The sequence below is a fragment of the Pedobacter cryoconitis genome, assembly GCF_014200595.1.
Taxonomy (GTDB): domain Bacteria; phylum Bacteroidota; class Bacteroidia; order Sphingobacteriales; family Sphingobacteriaceae; genus Pedobacter; species Pedobacter cryoconitis_C.
In genome coordinates this window covers 537,304-552,141 of record NZ_JACHCG010000001.1, presented here as the reverse complement: position 1 = coordinate 552,141, position 14,838 = coordinate 537,304, and the positions used below count along the sequence as shown (strand labels likewise).

Below are 14,838 nucleotides of genomic sequence, written 5' to 3'. Positions count from 1 at the left end.
CAGCCACCCCGGTAGCGTAGCTACATCAAGGTAGGTGTGTCATCATGCTCATAAGTTTAATTTGGTTAGATAAATGGATTATTGTTATTAACACTGGCGGTTCAGGCCAGCGTAGGGTTTATGCTAATTAGAGGTGATTATTATTTTTTTTCTGGCGTAAGCCTGATCAGGGATTTCTACTCTGAAATTTATTTTTGCATAGCTCAGAATCCGCAATGCTTTGGAGGCGTCCATATTCCGGTAAACTTCGCCTGTAAATTTATTATCAGGGATTTTACCTTCGTAAGCGACATCTACATTATACCACCTGGAAAACTGTTTCATGATGGTATAGATATTTGCTTTCTCAAATTTAAAAAGTCCGTTTTTCCAGGCTATAGCATTTAGCGGATCAACCTGGATTACCTGGATATCCTGCCCGGCTAAAGCCTGCTCGCCAGGAGAAATGATTTGTTCAAATACAGCCGGGCGGCTTACTTTGACCAGGCCTTCTAATAAAGTGGTTGCGCTGACACCTTCATTTTCATAGCTATTGATATTAAAATGAGTCCCCAGCACTTCTACTTCCTGATTTCTGCTGGCCACAATAAATGGAATATGTTTAGCCTGAACGTTTAATTTACTGACTTCAAAATAAGCCTCTCCTTTCAATTCTACTCTGCGCTGCTTTAAACCAGCAAAAGATGACGGGTATTTTAAAGAAGATTCGGCATTTAGCCAGACCTTTGTTCCATCGGGCAAAATGACCTGGTACTGACCACCTGCGGGCGTAGAAATAGTGTTGTAAAGCGGGCCTGCTTTGGTTTGCAGTTTGGATATTGCGGTTTCTTTGAGTTCATATAACAATTGTCCGGCTGCGGTTTTGCGGATATTCACACCGGCCTGTTCAGCAACCTTTCCGTTTGCAGCATCCGTCAGTGATAATTTTGTGCCATCAGCTAAGGTTAGCGTGGCTTTGTTACCTCCAGGAGCCAATTCCCCGGTATATTGACTATAGGTAACTGCTTTACCCTGATTTTTAATGAAATAAGTACCAATTGACAGCAGAATCAGGAGCATGGCAGCAGCCACTATTTTTGTCCATAAAGGAAATACTTTCCTGGTGACAACAGGGTGAAAAACGACTTCGAGAATGCTGGTTTTCTGTGTTGCGGAAAGTCCCTGTGAAAAAGTTTCACTTTCCAGGTAACGGTCCATTAAATCAAGCAGGGCTTCTTTCTGCTGCTCACTATTGACTATACCCATAAACTCCTGCTCCTGTTTTTCAGAAGCGGAGCCGTTCATGTACTGATCGAATAAGAATTTTAATTTTGCTTGCGCAACTGCCATAAATTGAGCTGTCTTTGTTCTATTGACTCACCAAAATTGTAACCGGGGTAATCAGTTGGAGAATAAATTATTTTTGTGGGAAACGGGGCTTATTTTTTCATCAGCATCAGGACGATCAACAGGGCGTCCATATACTTAAAATGTTCCCTGATAGCTTTGAGTGCCAATTTCATATGGGTATGAACAGTGCCTGGAGATATATTTAGTTTTGCGGCAGCCTCTTCGTATTTAAGTCCTTGTTCATGGCATAATTCATAGACTAATTTACGCTGTGGTGGAAGTGAATCAACGGCAGTTTTTAATATTTTAGCCGAATCGTTATATAAGAGTAAGTGTTCAGCATCAGTGCCCCCGGTAATCACCTGCCCGGTAAGTTCTACTTCGCGCAGGGTCTGTGCTGCTATTTTCTTAAGAGCGGTATAACTATGATTTCTGGTTGCACGGTTCAGGTAAGCACCAAAGTTTTCAACATTAACCAGGTGTGCCCTTTTGAGCCAGATCCTGATAAATACATTCTGGACAATCTCTTCTGCCTGAATTTTTGAACGGGTGAGCCTGCTGGAAAAATCATAGACCAGCGCCTGGTAACGTTCAAATAATTCTGCGAAAGCTTTCTGATCTCCGGCGGCAACCTGAACTAACAGTTCACTTTCCAATACATTTTTGTATGGTCTTTCTGTGTACATCCGCTTTTATCAGAATAATTTTCATTTTAATGTCAAATCAATATTATGTATAATTTTTATCATTCTTTAGCGATGACCTGATAAAAAAGCCAGTGCCTGCAATCTGGCATCCGGTATACAAATTAATCTTGCAGTAATTTAAAATTGTTTTAGCATCATTAAACCCGTAAAATAGAGTAAAAGGCGGTTTTAACTTGATTTTAATTAAATTGAAGTTCAAATAAATACTTTTAAAGATAAATGAAACTTAGTTTAAACAAATCGCTTTTAAGCAGAATGGCTTACCTTTATCAGTTCATGCGTAAACGTACAGTTCTTATAGTTCTGATTTATCTGGTTCTGGGAGGGGTCTGGCTGATTATGGGAGCCAGATGGATAGACAATATAAACGAGCTTTCTCCCGGCGAGGACTTCAGCTGGCTGTATACTTATAAAAATATCTTTTTCCTGTTTGTTTCCGCAGCCATCTTATTTCTGCTGATAGAAATGTACCGCGCCAGTCTGACTACCGTAGAAAAAAATTATAAGCAGCTTTTTGAAGGTTCACCAGCGGTCATTTATGTGTTCGACAAGACCAATTTTCAGTTTTTGAAAGTAAATAATGTGATGATCCGTAAATATGGATACACCGAAAAGGAGTTAATGGAAATGACAGTTATGGACATCAGGCCTCTGGAAGAAAGTTCCAGGCTCAACGATTACCTGTCAACGAAACATGATGAAGGGTCTGAAACTGGTATATGGCTGCACCAGAAAAAAAACGGAATGCTGTTTCATCAGCTAATTTCACACCATAGTACTGTTTATGAGGGTAAACCGGCTTATACAGTGATTGCTATAGATGTGGAGCAGCATATCAAAGCAGAAGAAAAAATTAAGGAATTATTAAACACCTACGAAACAGTAACCAGTGTAACCAATGATGTGATCTGGGAGTATTGTCCTTATACGGATCGTATGCAGTGGATGAATGGTTTTTCAGAAATCTTTGGATATACGGCTGATGCCCGGGAGGATTCCGGGGAGTGGGTACTGGATAAAATACATCCTGAAGATAAAAACCGCTTAGTTAGTTCTATGGAACTGGCCTTTAAGCAATTAAGCAATTCCTGGCGCTGTGAGTACCGGTTTTTATGTGCGGATGGCATTTACAAAGAGGTTTCCAACCAGGCTTTTATCCTGCTGGACGGGCAGGGGAAGACAGAAAAGATGGTAGGCGCTTTAAGGGATATTACAGTCAGAAAAGACTATGAGAAACGCTTATTGCATAAAAATAGCATGTTAAAAGAAATCGCCTGGAATAACTCCCATGAAATTCGCCGCCCATTAAGTAATATACTGGGTTTGACTAAGCTGCTGAATACTGATCCGGACATCCCGCAAGCGCAGGCAGAACTATTGCAGCTGCTGGAAAAATCTGCGGTTGAACTCGATGAGATTATTATTAAAATAAATGATTCGTTGCAGGATCTTAATCCCGAAAGCTAGCAGACATTTAATTTAACTCTCGTTTTCCTAAAATCATATTTAACTTATTATATATTTCTTTAAATAATTTGTACCTTTCCTTTTACTATTCAACTTTGTTTTATTAGAAATAATCTATTATCTCTACTTTGTTAATTCAGAGGGAATATTAAAAAACACACCATGATAGAAATGCAGATTATAAGCAAAAAAATCCAATACCTCCGGCAGCAAAAGCGCTGGAATCAAAGTATTCTGGCAGAGAAACTTAAGCTTTCTGTTCCCGCAGTTTCCAAAATTGAAACTGGTATGACTGATATTAATATGAGCAGACTGATGCAGATCGCTGAAATATTTGAGGTCACCCTGATGGAACTTCTTTCCACAGATGAACAATATATGCCTTCAGCAGAATACCAGGAAGCAGGGGCAATCAGGGCAAAACTCATGCTGAGAGAAGATGAAATTACGCAACTGCAAAAAAAACTGATTGATCTTTATGAGGTTTGCAGGAAAGACCTGTTGTAATCGCTTTCATTTTATTATTTTTTTTTTAAAATACTTTGTAAGGAATATCTGAAAAACACGACTATTGTATTTTATATCATCCAATGTCTATAGCTGAAAGCAAAGAAATACCACAGGCAGAACCGCATGTTCTTACCCCGCATCATTGGGTAGAAAATCATGCAGATTATCTGTTTAACTATGCAATTACCCGGATTAGTGAAGAAGAGCAAGCCCGGGATCTTGTTCAGGAAACATTTTTAGCCGCGCTTGAGCGTATTGACAGGTTTGAAGGAAGGAGTTCTGAGCGAACCTGGCTTACTGCTATATTAAAGAATAAGGTGATCGATGTTTATCGTAAAAAATCATCAGGGTTAGGGAAAAACACTAGTAGTTTAGACACAGAACAACAGGATCAGGATTTTTTCGATCCCTATGATGGACATTGGAATAAAGCACACCGCCCAGAAGCATTTGGCATAGAAACCAATGATCCTTTAATGAATAAGGAGCTGAAATCTATTTTACAAATGTGCATGCAGAAACTTCCTGCATTATGGTTATCGGTATTCACCATGAAACATATGGATGATGAGCCTGCTGATTTGATTTGTGAGGCGCTGAAAGTCACACCCTCAAATTTCTGGGTGATTATTCACCGCGCTAAACTTAACCTGAGAGCTTGTCTCCAGAAAAATTGGATTTAAACTATGAATGAGCTAAAAGATATCATATACAATTGCAGAAAAGCCACTTTTTTGATTGAGAAGAAGCAACTTACTGCGTTGACTTTTAAAGAAAGGGTAGAATTACGCATTCACCTGACTGGCTGTTCTTTTTGCAGACTATTTCAAAAACAGAGTATCGGAATAAATAAGATGGTCTATGAGCTTTTTCATTCGGCAGCAGACCGGGAAATCAGACTGGATGACGACTACAAGAAAAAGCTTCAGGAGCGTATTGAAGAGAAATTGAATGAAAATTAAAATCCGGAGCTTACTATAAGTCATCCTAAAAGCTGCCTTCAATTCAAGTTGAGGCAGCTTTTTTATTGAGGCTTCGTTACCGGTTAAGGTAAATCAAATCCAAATTTCTTATAGATAGCATTCGCTTCTGCACTGACCAGAAAGTCCATAAAATCGTTGGCCGCAGCCGGATGAGGGGCATTCTTTAATTGTCCTGCAATGTATTGTGCATGAATATTTTCCTGCTCAGAAATTTCAATCATCTCCACCGGGTGACCTATCATTTTCTGATAATGGGCCTCACTATACCAAAGCGGTGCTGCATCACTTTGATTATATAAAATACGCATCGGAGACTGGCGATGATGAATTTGAGTCAGATAAGTAGTTTGAGCTTTCAATTTAGTTTCCATCACCGTAGTTTTCAGCTGTGCCCCCCCTGCTTTAACATAAGCTTCCTCTATTCGTTTTCCTATACCTTCAAAGTCAGGATTAGGCATACTGATCCGTAACTCTTTCTGGCCTAAATCCTTAAGCCCTTTCACGTTTTTAGGATTCCCTTTTTGCACCATAATAGCCAGTTTGTTTCTTGCATATAAAGCAGTTTTACTAAACCATTCCGGCGTCTGATCAATCCTGTTTTTCCCGGCAGTATAGACATCAGGTTTTAGCGTAATCCGCAGGTTTCCGATTACGATACTTCCTGTAGCGATCTGCTTAGCCAGGATTCCCGGAGGAAGTGTTTCTGCAAATACACGCTGATATTGAGGATGTGCTGTTTTAAAAGCAGCAATGAGCTCGTCAATCACCATAAACTGGTTCCCGGCAAAGAAAACAACAAGCTGTGGATCATTGATATCACCAAACAAATCGGGTACATTATCGACACCGGGAACAGTGAACTGGACTTCGCTTTCGGGAGGCGTATTCCATGGCGGGTCAAAACGGTATGCTTGTGCAGCAGCATTATCTGAAAATAGCATCAGGGCTGAAACCTGTATAATAGCCACCAGTATTAAAAATCTTAGGTTTAAAATCTTCATCATCTGCTGATTTATGGGTGTACAACTGCCCAGCCCTGTTGTTCACGGATAATGATTTCCCCATTACCACTGGGTACAAAACTGATAAAATCAAACAGTGTACTTTTATCAATATGTCTTTCTCTGAGCGTATTTTCACATTGCGCGAGTAATACCCCTCTGGCTTGCAGCTCTTTTAAGGTTTTCTCAAATATCCCATTCTTATCGTATACTGCTACTCCATCTCCAAAAACAATCAGTTCTAACTCTAATTTCCCTTTAAGACGCGGATCGTCCAATGCGTTCTTCATATTTCTAAGTGTACCGGTCATTTTCTTCTCGTCTCCGCTATTCAAAATATACAGCGCTTTATAATTTTTCAAAGTAGCCTTAGCCCCGGTAAAATCTTGTGGTTTTGTTTGCGCAAAACTTGTAGTCACCCCAGCCACCATCAAAAGCAGGCTGCAAATAATAATCTTTGTGTTCATATCTTATTTTTTATTGGATTTATAATAATCAGCTATAGGTTTAAAAGGGCCGTATTTATGTTGTTCCATTGCAAATTGATCCCCGTATGGCCCAAATGGGGAATCGATTGGTTTTGTCGCTAAATCAGGGTAATCCTGATGTTGATCTTTATGCTTCCGGGGTTGGGAGTTTACAAAAGCAGCCAGATCCCAGGATTCTTCATCAGTTAATTGCGGGTTTTGGTAAGTTACTCCAAAAGGCATATTGTTCTTTACAAAACCTGCGAAATTACTTAGCCTGTGCATTCCCGCCGCATCATTATAACTGTGTTCTCCCCACAATGGCGGATAGGTATAGGATTGATTGCCGGCTGCCAGTACGCCTTCACCATGCTGTCCATGACAGGAAGCACATTTTGATGTATATAAAACCTTGCCTTTCAATGGATCAGCAGCTCTGTCCAGATATTTGATCCGTTGGTAACCAGCACCGAAAACCTGCGTTTTCTTCGCCGCCCCAACCCATTTTAAATAGGCAAGTATAGCCTGTACTTCTTTGCCGGAAGGGTCAGGGACTTTTCCAGCCAAACTTCGTTCAAAACATTCAGCAATCCGGTTTGAAGCAGGAACAACCCGGCCTGAACGGTTACTTTTTTTAGGATAACTACTAAAAAAGACCGCATAGTTATTCGCAAATATCTTTGTTCCACCCTGCAAATGACAGTTCTGACAATTCATACCATTGGTAATTGCGGCAACAGAACCACCCGGGCCAAAGTATTTAGCTGTATTCACGATGAGGTCTTTTCCGTACCTGATCATTTCTCCTGCCTTACCTGCCGGGATTGTGTTTTCGTCAGGAGCTTTCCAGAATTGAGCTGAAACAGGATTCGCTACCGCAGCAGCTGATGTTTTTTCAGGATCCTTCTGCGCCCCTGCCAATTGCTGCGCTACTGATGAATGCTCCGGCGCCTGATTATTCCCTAAAAATACACTGAGCAAAATTGAACTGCAAACTATAAAAAGTAAGGCAATTACTACAGCGGAGCGCGCATTATGCACCAATATTTTTTCGGTTTCATCCAGGTTAGTTTTTGACATAGCTTTACAGAGATTTCTTTCTATATCAAAGGTGAGGTTAACAAAGCAGCGTTCATAAGCACAAAAAGTTATCACAGATAACTTGAAGTAATATCGCTATAATAGCTTGCTAAACCGAACAAAATACATTCTATATTGACTTTGTTACTTTTGTCTTAAACGGATTTTATACCTCGACATTTTCTGAGCTAAATAATTATTTTTCAGCCTGTTTGCGGATTGAATGGAATGGGAATCATCCAGTATTTTTGGAACAGCAGTTCTTTGTGCACTGTAAATACCAGCATGACCGCTAAAGAGATAAGCAGTAAAACAAGCGACCGCAAAAAACAAGGTATACTCGCTGCCAAATAATTCAATTCCCATCATTGTACAGGCTAGTGGCGTATTGGTGGCTCCTGCAAAAACTGCGATAAAGCCAAGGGCTGCAAATAAACTTACCGGAGCATGCAGCAATCCGGACATTGTATTCCCCAGTGTTGCACCGATATAAAATAAAGGTGTAACCTCTCCCCCTTTAAATCCAGTACCCAAAGTCAAAGTGGTATAAACTGTTTTCCAGAGCCAGCTCCAGGTATCAGCGCCACCCTGAGTAAATGCAGACGGAATAGTGATTGCTCCCGGATATTCGGCATCGACACCCAAACTTAAGTAATCAGGTTTGCCAAGCAGGAAAGTCAGGCCAATAATGATAAGTCCACCCGCTATCGGAATAAACCAGCTTATGGTAAAAACCCTGGAAAAGACCTTCTTAACTCCGTGAATAGCAAAAGAGAACAAGTAACTGGCCAGTCCAAATGCAATCGATGCTGCAATGACTTTACTCACCAGGAAAAGATCAATTGGCAGATAATCCGATAAAAAGTAAGCGGTTTTAGGTATAACAGCAATATGGTAAGCGGTATGGTGAACTTGCCAGGCAGCAACGGTAAGATCAGCAATCACACTGGCTATCAAAGCCGGAAACAGGGCATCATATTTAATTCTTCTTAAAGTCAGCACTTCCAAAGCAAAAATTGCCCCGGTCAGCGGGGTTCCAAAGACTGCTCCAAACCCGGCAGCAATCCCGGCAGTTAACACCATTTTGGTATCCTGCTCATTTAATTTAAACCATTTCCCAAAAATTGCGGCAATACTTCCTCCAATTTGTACAGCTGTACCTTCTCTGCCAGCCGAACCTCCAAAAAGATGGGTGATGATAGTTGTGATCAGAATGACCGGGGCCATAGGCCAGGGTACGCCACCACCGGGTTCATGGATTTCATCCATAATCAGGTTATTTCCTCTTTCAGAAGATTTACCCACAGACTGATAAATTAAATGGATCACTACCCCTGCTACCGGCAATAAAAACAGCAGCCATTTGTACTCAAATCGTAAATGTATAACAGCAGAGAGTAACCAGAGAAAAAAAGCAACGACAGTTCCAATAGTAATTGCAACAGGAAGAATTAAAAGTGTCCAGCGGAACAGATGGTTTAAAGTTTTCATATATACCTACAAATCGTTTATGCCAATGAACGGGATTGTTCATCAACTTAATTTTGCAGGCGCCATCAGCTTTTTAGGGCGGTTAAGTCGGAAGACACCATTTCCGTGTAAACAAATATAGGAATGTCCTGAACAATTACAAATTAATCAGTGCTAAACAAGACCGGCCACACAAAGGGTGGCCGGTCTATTATTGGTCAATTGGGTGTGTAATCTTATTTAGTAATCGTCATTTAAAGCGAAAACTGGTTTTCTTGTCATCCATTGCCCTCCGGTAAAATCAGGGAAATCGATAGTTTCATTACCTAGTTCTATAGACTGCTCACTTAAAGGCGTAATTGCACTCCATGCTGCTGCATCATAAACATCCAGTGGTGTAGGTATTCCACGTTTCACAGATTCAATAAAGGCATGTAAAACAAAGAAATCCATTCCACCATGACCTGCTCCTTTTGCATCATCACCGTATTTTTTCCAAAGTGGGTGATCATATTTCTCTAACCACTCTTTTGCACTGTCCCACTGATGTGGCTTGCTTACACCTTCTACATATACACTTTCGTTAATGTCCATCCATAAGCCATTGGTTCCCTGTACGCGGAAACCTAAAGAATATGGTCTTGGAGAATTCGTGTCGTGCTGAAGAATGATCGTCTCTCCATTTGCACAGTCAATTGTGGTTGTGACAATATCACCCAGTCTGAAATTGACTTTTGCATTCGGGTGGCTCTCTCCGCCCTTGTCCACTACATATTTATGCAGACCTCTGGATTTCGTAGCAAAGGAGTTTAATTTAAGGAATTTATTTCCTCTGTTGATATTGATACACTGTGCAACCGGGCCGATACCATGTGTTGGATATAACTCGCCATTGCGATGTACAGAGTGATTTGTTCTCCACCTGGCTTCTGAGAAGCCCTTTTCATTAAACTCTACGCCACCGCCATAAGGTTTAATCCCGTCATTAAATTTCACCTCTCTCAAATCATGCTGATAACCACCTTGCAAGTGAAGGATTTCTCCAAAAACACCTTGTCTGACCATGTTTAAAACCGCAAGTACGTCTCTTCTGTAACAAACATTTTCCAGCATCATTACATGTGCCTCATGTTTTTCGGCAGCATGCACAACGTCCCAGTGATCTTGCAGGGTAATCCCCAGGATCACTTCGGTCGCTACATATTTTATACCCGCTTCAAGAGATCCGATAATCATTGGTTTATGCCACTCCCATGGGGTAGCAATTAACACGCTTTTCAAATCCTTTAGCTGAAGCATTTTTTTCCAGGCATTGTTATCACCGGTGAAGATCTTAGGCATTGGCTTTCCGCTTTTGGTAATCATCGCTTTGGCCATGTCCAGCATTCTTGAATCCACATCACAGATAGCAACTACTTCAACGTCTTCCCTTTTTAAAAGTAAAGCAAGGTGATTTTGCCCGCGCAGACCGACGCCCATCATTGCAATTTTAACTTTCTCTCCTGCATAATTGGCAAAAAGTGATTTTTCCGGCAGGATCGTTAGTGCAGCAGCAGTAAGCGTTGTTGAGGTTACAAATTCTCGTCTGTTCATAATTTTTTTAGTTCAGATAATTGGTTAGCTATATTATTATTTCGATTGTGTCTGATCTTATTGTCCGGGCTCTGCTTCGTTCAGTCCTTCGATACGCAGCAAATTAAAAGAAGCAGCAGATAAAGTCATCTCTCCTGCCCAGTCTGTAGTGGTATATTGCATTGATTTTAAAGTAGCAAGCGTAAGCCCGGCGCTGTCCATGATTTTCAACTTGGCGAAGCTCATTCCATGTCCAAGAGGGTTCATGGTCAAAACCAGCTGCACACCGGTCAATAGTTTATCCATAGGAATCAGCCTGGAATCAGCCAGGTTATTCATAAAAAGATAGCCATGCTTATTAATTCCTGTTTGAATATTAGCTGCCTGACCTTGCTGAATACCCAAACTTAAAATCTGTTCAGGATTTACTGCTTTCGCAGGATAATTTAAGTCCAGGGTAATCGTAAAAGCATAAGCTGTAGAAAACTCCAGTTTAAAATTGCCAGACACAGGTAATTCTGTCCACTGCTTCCAAACTGGTATAGCTTGTTCAGTTTTTAAATGCGCAGGCGTTTCCAGCACCGGATCTGGTGCTGAAACAATGGGCTCATTTACGGCCCCTCCTTTAAAAAGAATATTAAAGATTTCTCTCCTGTCCATTTTTGGTTAGCTGGTTTATTCTGGCGTTAAACCCGTTTGTTTAGGATTACAAGGTATAAATTTTCCTACCAAGGTATGAAGCGGCAGCTCATAATTATCACGCAAACGTTTGCCTTAATACAAACAGGAGGTTTGTGTACCTGCTTTACATTTTGCAAAAATCGTTTTATAAGAAAACCCGGGCTAAAAATCAGACTTCAGGCTCAAAAAAATATTTTTTTCTCAGAATTGCATCTCTATGGCACAAATCAGGTAAAAATACAGCAGGTTTTCCCGTTTTTTTTGTTTTTGCCTACCAGACGTATCAACGAAACGTATCAAACGTTTGCGTGGATTTAGGTTCTTTCAAATTCGACACACACCCTGATTGCTTTATACCTTCAATCATTCCTTCTGAAAAAGCTATCGGAATTATCTTTTCAAAGGATTACTAACCAAGTCTTAACCTTCATCTTGCATGACAAAACTCTACAAACCGATTAATCCGGGTTTAAACCGGGTTTTCCTACCGTCAGCGAAACTTAAGCAGTTTACGCTAAATCAATTAACTAAAGCGATTACCATTTTAGCACTTACTTTATGCTCAGCTATTGCCTTCGCTCAAACGCCGGTTACCGGAAAAGTTACGGATGAACAAGGCCTTCCAATGCCTGGTGTTTCCGTAAAAGTCAAAAAGACGACAAATGGGACGATTACCGATGGTAACGGTCAATTTGCGTTAAAAGCTGCTGCCGGTGTAACTTTAGAATTCACTTATATCGGCTATATACAACAGGAAGTTACCGTAGCTGGAAAAAGTGTCATCAATGTAAGCCTTAAACCGGATGCAAAGCAGATGGACGAGGTCGTAGTGGTAGGTTATACCACAAAAAGCAAGTCACAAATTGTGAGTTCTGTTTCCACAGTATCCGCTAAACAGCTTTTAGATGTAACCAGTAATAGTGCTTCTTCTTTATTACAGGGAAAAGCAGCAGGCGTAGCGGTTTCCTCTTCTTCCGGACAACCAGGAACAACGCCGAGTATACGCATCAGAGGTACAGGTACTTTTAGTGCAAATATGGAGCCGCTTACTGTTGTTGATGGTGTAATTGGTGGTACGGCCAATCCAAGGGATATCGAATCGATTACGGTATTAAAGGATGCTGGTGCAACTGGTCTTTACGGTTCGCGCGCTGCTAATGGTGTAATTGTAATCACAACCAAACAAGGTAAAAGTGGTAAGACCAGTGTAAATTACAGCGGATCTTATGGTATTAATAATGCCTCTCAGGGTAATTTTCAATTGATGAATGGCCAGCAATTGCTGGATTACAGTACCTATTTGTATACGAATGATTACAATTCAAAAAGAGGCAGCTTCATCAAACAACTTCAGGCGACTACGCCTAACCCTACGCCACAACAGATTGATGCTTATCTGACTTTAAAATCGCTTCCTTTAACTAATGCAGAATATCTGTCTGGCTTCCTGCCTTCAACTCCCGAAAATACAGACTGGAGAAAAGAGGCTTTTAAACAGGCTTATACAAACAGTCAGAATATCAATATTTCTGGTGGTGATGAAAAGACTCACTTTTATGTAGGTGCTGATTATTACGATGAAAAAGGTACACTCGTAAACACAGGCTATAACAATATCAATTTCAGGGTTAATCTGGATCATAAGATTAATGACCGCTTTAAAATTACAACCAGAGTTAACGCAGGTTTTAGTAAAAAGACAGATGACCGTACCGGAGCACTTTATCAGGCCTATACCAATCTGCCATGGGATAGCCCTTACAATGCTGATGGAAGTCCAAGATATATTGATAATGAAAGTCAATGGTATGGAAGGGATAAAACCAATTTCGTGTACCTGAACGATTATAATGTTGACAATGAAAGAGGTCAGACTTTAGCGGGAGATTTAAAACTAGAATATAAGATTACCGATTGGTTAAATTTCGCTACGTCAAATAGATATACGACAACGAATACCAGAAGGGAAATTCTGAATGATGCCCGGACTCCTACTGGAAAAGCTAATTCAGGAGAGCTTAGAAATTTATATAATTATTCGAACAGCGTGCTTACTTCTAATTTATTTAATGCAGCGCATAGTTTTGGAAAACACAACTTATCTGGAATAGCTGGTTTTGAGTATCAGCAAAATTATGTTGATAATATTGACGGAACTGGTTATGGTATCCAACCCGGTCTGGAAATATTAAATTCAACTGCTACAGCCTATCTATTAAAAGGTGGAAAATCAAAAAGCCGTTTTATTTCGGAGCTTTTCATGGGTGACTACAATTATGATAACCGATATTTCGGAACTGTTTCTATGCGGAATGATGGTTCTTCTAAGTTCGGCGCAAATCACAAGTTTGGTTTATTCTATTCTCTTGCGGGTGGATGGTTGATTTCCAACGAGAAGTTTTTCAAATCCAGTGTAATTACGAACCTGAAATTACGAGGTAGTTATGGAGTTACCGGTAATACCCCAACGGGAGATTATAGTTCATTGCCTTTATATAGTTTTGATGTTCAATATGCAAATATTCCGGGTGGCTATCCTTCAGCAATCGCCAATCCTGATTTAACCTGGGAGACACCTACCACAATCAATGCGGGGATTAATATAGGTTTCTGGAACAGAATTGAACTAAACATTGATGTATATCAGCGAACCAATAAGGATCTGATCATTGCTGTACCACTTTCTGCTGCCTCTGGTTTTTATAGTTATTTGCAAAATATAGGTTCCGTAAAAAATAAAGGAATTGATATTGAATTAAGTACCAAAAACTTTACTGGTGCTTTTAAATGGAATACGAGCTTCAATATTGGTTTCAACAAAAACAGGGTTACTAACCTATACCTGGATCAGCCTATAGCCAGATTTGCTAATCAGAATATTACAGTAGGCCGTGATATGAATTCCTGGTATACCAGAGAATGGGCAGGTGTAGACCCTGCTAATGGAGATCCATTATGGTATATGACCAAAGCTGATGGTACCACAACGACCACTAACAATTACAATGCCGCAGAAAGAAGATATGTAGGTACTTCTTCACCAAAATTTACTGGCGGTATGGGAAATGAGTTTACCTATAAGAATTTCAGCTTAAATACATTCTTCAATTTTGTTTATGGTAGTAAGATTTATAATGCCGACCGGGAAGTATTCGATGCGGATGGTGCATATCCTCAATACAACAGTATGATCTTAAAGGATGGCTGGAACAGATGGGAAAATCCCGGAGATATGGCTACGCATCCAAAAGCTGTAGTGAATGGGAATAAATTATCTAATAAACCTTCTTCAAGATATTTAGAAGATGGTTCTTATTTGAGATTAAGGAATATTACCCTTGGGTATAGTTTCTCTGATGCCATCACCAAAAGACTTAAAATTTCAAATCTGAGAGTTTATGTAAGTGCAGATAACCTGATTACTTTAACCAGGTTCTCGGGCATGGATCCGGAAGTTGCCGATTTAGACCCATCTACTATTTTCTCTACACCAAATACAAGTGGGGTGAGCGGTACCAAATACCCGATTAGTAAAAAAATATTATTCGGTGTTAACATAGGTTTTTAAGTA

The 14,838-nt window shown here is 40.2% G+C and carries 13 protein-coding genes and 1 riboswitch; of the genes, 5 read left to right on the top strand and 8 right to left on the bottom strand.

The window, feature by feature from the left end:
• Positions 1 to 123 precede the first annotated feature (123 nt).
• Both HDE70_RS02505 and HDE70_RS02500 read right to left on the bottom strand, forming a co-directional pair.
• Entirely contained in the window at positions 124 to 1,329 is a 1,206-nt protein-coding gene (locus tag HDE70_RS02505) for a FecR family protein (protein ID WP_183867610.1), read from the bottom strand.
• An 89-nt stretch (positions 1,330 to 1,418) separates the two neighbouring features.
• Positions 1,419 to 2,015, bottom strand: coding sequence for an RNA polymerase sigma factor (locus tag HDE70_RS02500; RefSeq protein ID WP_183867611.1), 597 nt, complete (start codon positions 2,013 to 2,015; stop codon positions 1,419 to 1,421).
• A 240-nt stretch (positions 2,016 to 2,255) separates the two neighbouring features.
• On the opposite strand from HDE70_RS02500, the gene HDE70_RS02495 reads away from it, so the two are divergent.
• The 4 genes from HDE70_RS02495 (at position 2,256) to HDE70_RS02480 (ending at position 4,975) form a co-directional block, all read left to right on the top strand.
• Positions 2,256 to 3,503 (top strand): PAS domain S-box protein, encoded by a 1,248-nt coding sequence (locus tag HDE70_RS02495; protein WP_183887862.1) that lies wholly within the window; start codon positions 2,256 to 2,258, stop codon positions 3,501 to 3,503.
• Positions 3,504 to 3,665: 162 nt separating this feature from the next.
• Positions 3,666 to 4,010 (top strand): helix-turn-helix domain-containing protein, encoded by a 345-nt coding sequence (locus tag HDE70_RS02490; protein ID WP_260159881.1) that lies wholly within the window; start codon positions 3,666 to 3,668, stop codon positions 4,008 to 4,010.
• An 83-nt stretch (positions 4,011 to 4,093) separates the two neighbouring features.
• Positions 4,094 to 4,696: a sigma-70 family RNA polymerase sigma factor gene (locus tag HDE70_RS02485; RefSeq protein WP_183887860.1), complete on the top strand. Its 603-nt coding sequence runs from the start codon at positions 4,094 to 4,096 to the stop codon at positions 4,694 to 4,696.
• 3 nt (positions 4,697 to 4,699) lie between these two features.
• Positions 4,700 to 4,975 (top strand): hypothetical protein, encoded by a 276-nt coding sequence (locus HDE70_RS02480; protein WP_183867614.1) that lies wholly within the window; start codon positions 4,700 to 4,702, stop codon positions 4,973 to 4,975.
• A gap of 83 nt (positions 4,976 to 5,058) precedes the next feature.
• On the opposite strand, the gene HDE70_RS02475 is transcribed toward HDE70_RS02480, so the two are convergent.
• The 6 genes from HDE70_RS02475 to HDE70_RS02450 form a co-directional block, all read right to left on the bottom strand.
• A complete protein-coding gene (locus tag HDE70_RS02475) occupies positions 5,059 to 6,000 on the bottom strand; it encodes a molybdate ABC transporter substrate-binding protein (protein WP_260159880.1) in 942 nt (313 codons plus the stop codon).
• An 8-nt stretch (positions 6,001 to 6,008) separates the two neighbouring features.
• Entirely contained in the window at positions 6,009 to 6,464 is a 456-nt protein-coding gene (locus tag HDE70_RS02470; RefSeq protein ID WP_183867615.1) for a DsrE family protein, read from the bottom strand.
• Between the two features lie 3 nt (positions 6,465 to 6,467).
• A complete protein-coding gene (locus tag HDE70_RS02465; RefSeq protein ID WP_183887858.1) occupies positions 6,468 to 7,544 on the bottom strand; it encodes a c-type cytochrome in 1,077 nt (358 codons plus the stop codon).
• Between the two features lie 144 nt (positions 7,545 to 7,688).
• Entirely contained in the window at positions 7,689 to 9,035 is a 1,347-nt protein-coding gene (locus HDE70_RS02460; protein ID WP_183887856.1) for a voltage-gated chloride channel family protein, read from the bottom strand.
• Between the two features lie 49 nt (positions 9,036 to 9,084).
• Positions 9,085 to 9,149: riboswitch (Fluoride riboswitch) on the bottom strand.
• A gap of 105 nt (positions 9,150 to 9,254) precedes the next feature.
• Positions 9,255 to 10,607 carry a Gfo/Idh/MocA family protein gene (locus HDE70_RS02455; RefSeq protein ID WP_183867618.1) on the bottom strand — a complete coding sequence of 451 codons (1,353 nt, stop codon included), beginning with the start codon at positions 10,605 to 10,607 and terminating at the stop codon, positions 9,255 to 9,257.
• A gap of 57 nt (positions 10,608 to 10,664) precedes the next feature.
• A complete protein-coding gene (locus HDE70_RS02450; RefSeq protein WP_183887854.1) occupies positions 10,665 to 11,246 on the bottom strand; it encodes a hypothetical protein in 582 nt (193 codons plus the stop codon).
• A 457-nt stretch (positions 11,247 to 11,703) separates the two neighbouring features.
• On the opposite strand from HDE70_RS02450, the gene HDE70_RS02445 reads away from it, so the two are divergent.
• Positions 11,704 to 14,835, top strand: coding sequence for a SusC/RagA family TonB-linked outer membrane protein (locus HDE70_RS02445; RefSeq protein WP_183887852.1), 3,132 nt, complete (start codon positions 11,704 to 11,706; stop codon positions 14,833 to 14,835).
• The last annotated feature ends 3 nt before the right edge of the window (positions 14,836 to 14,838 follow it).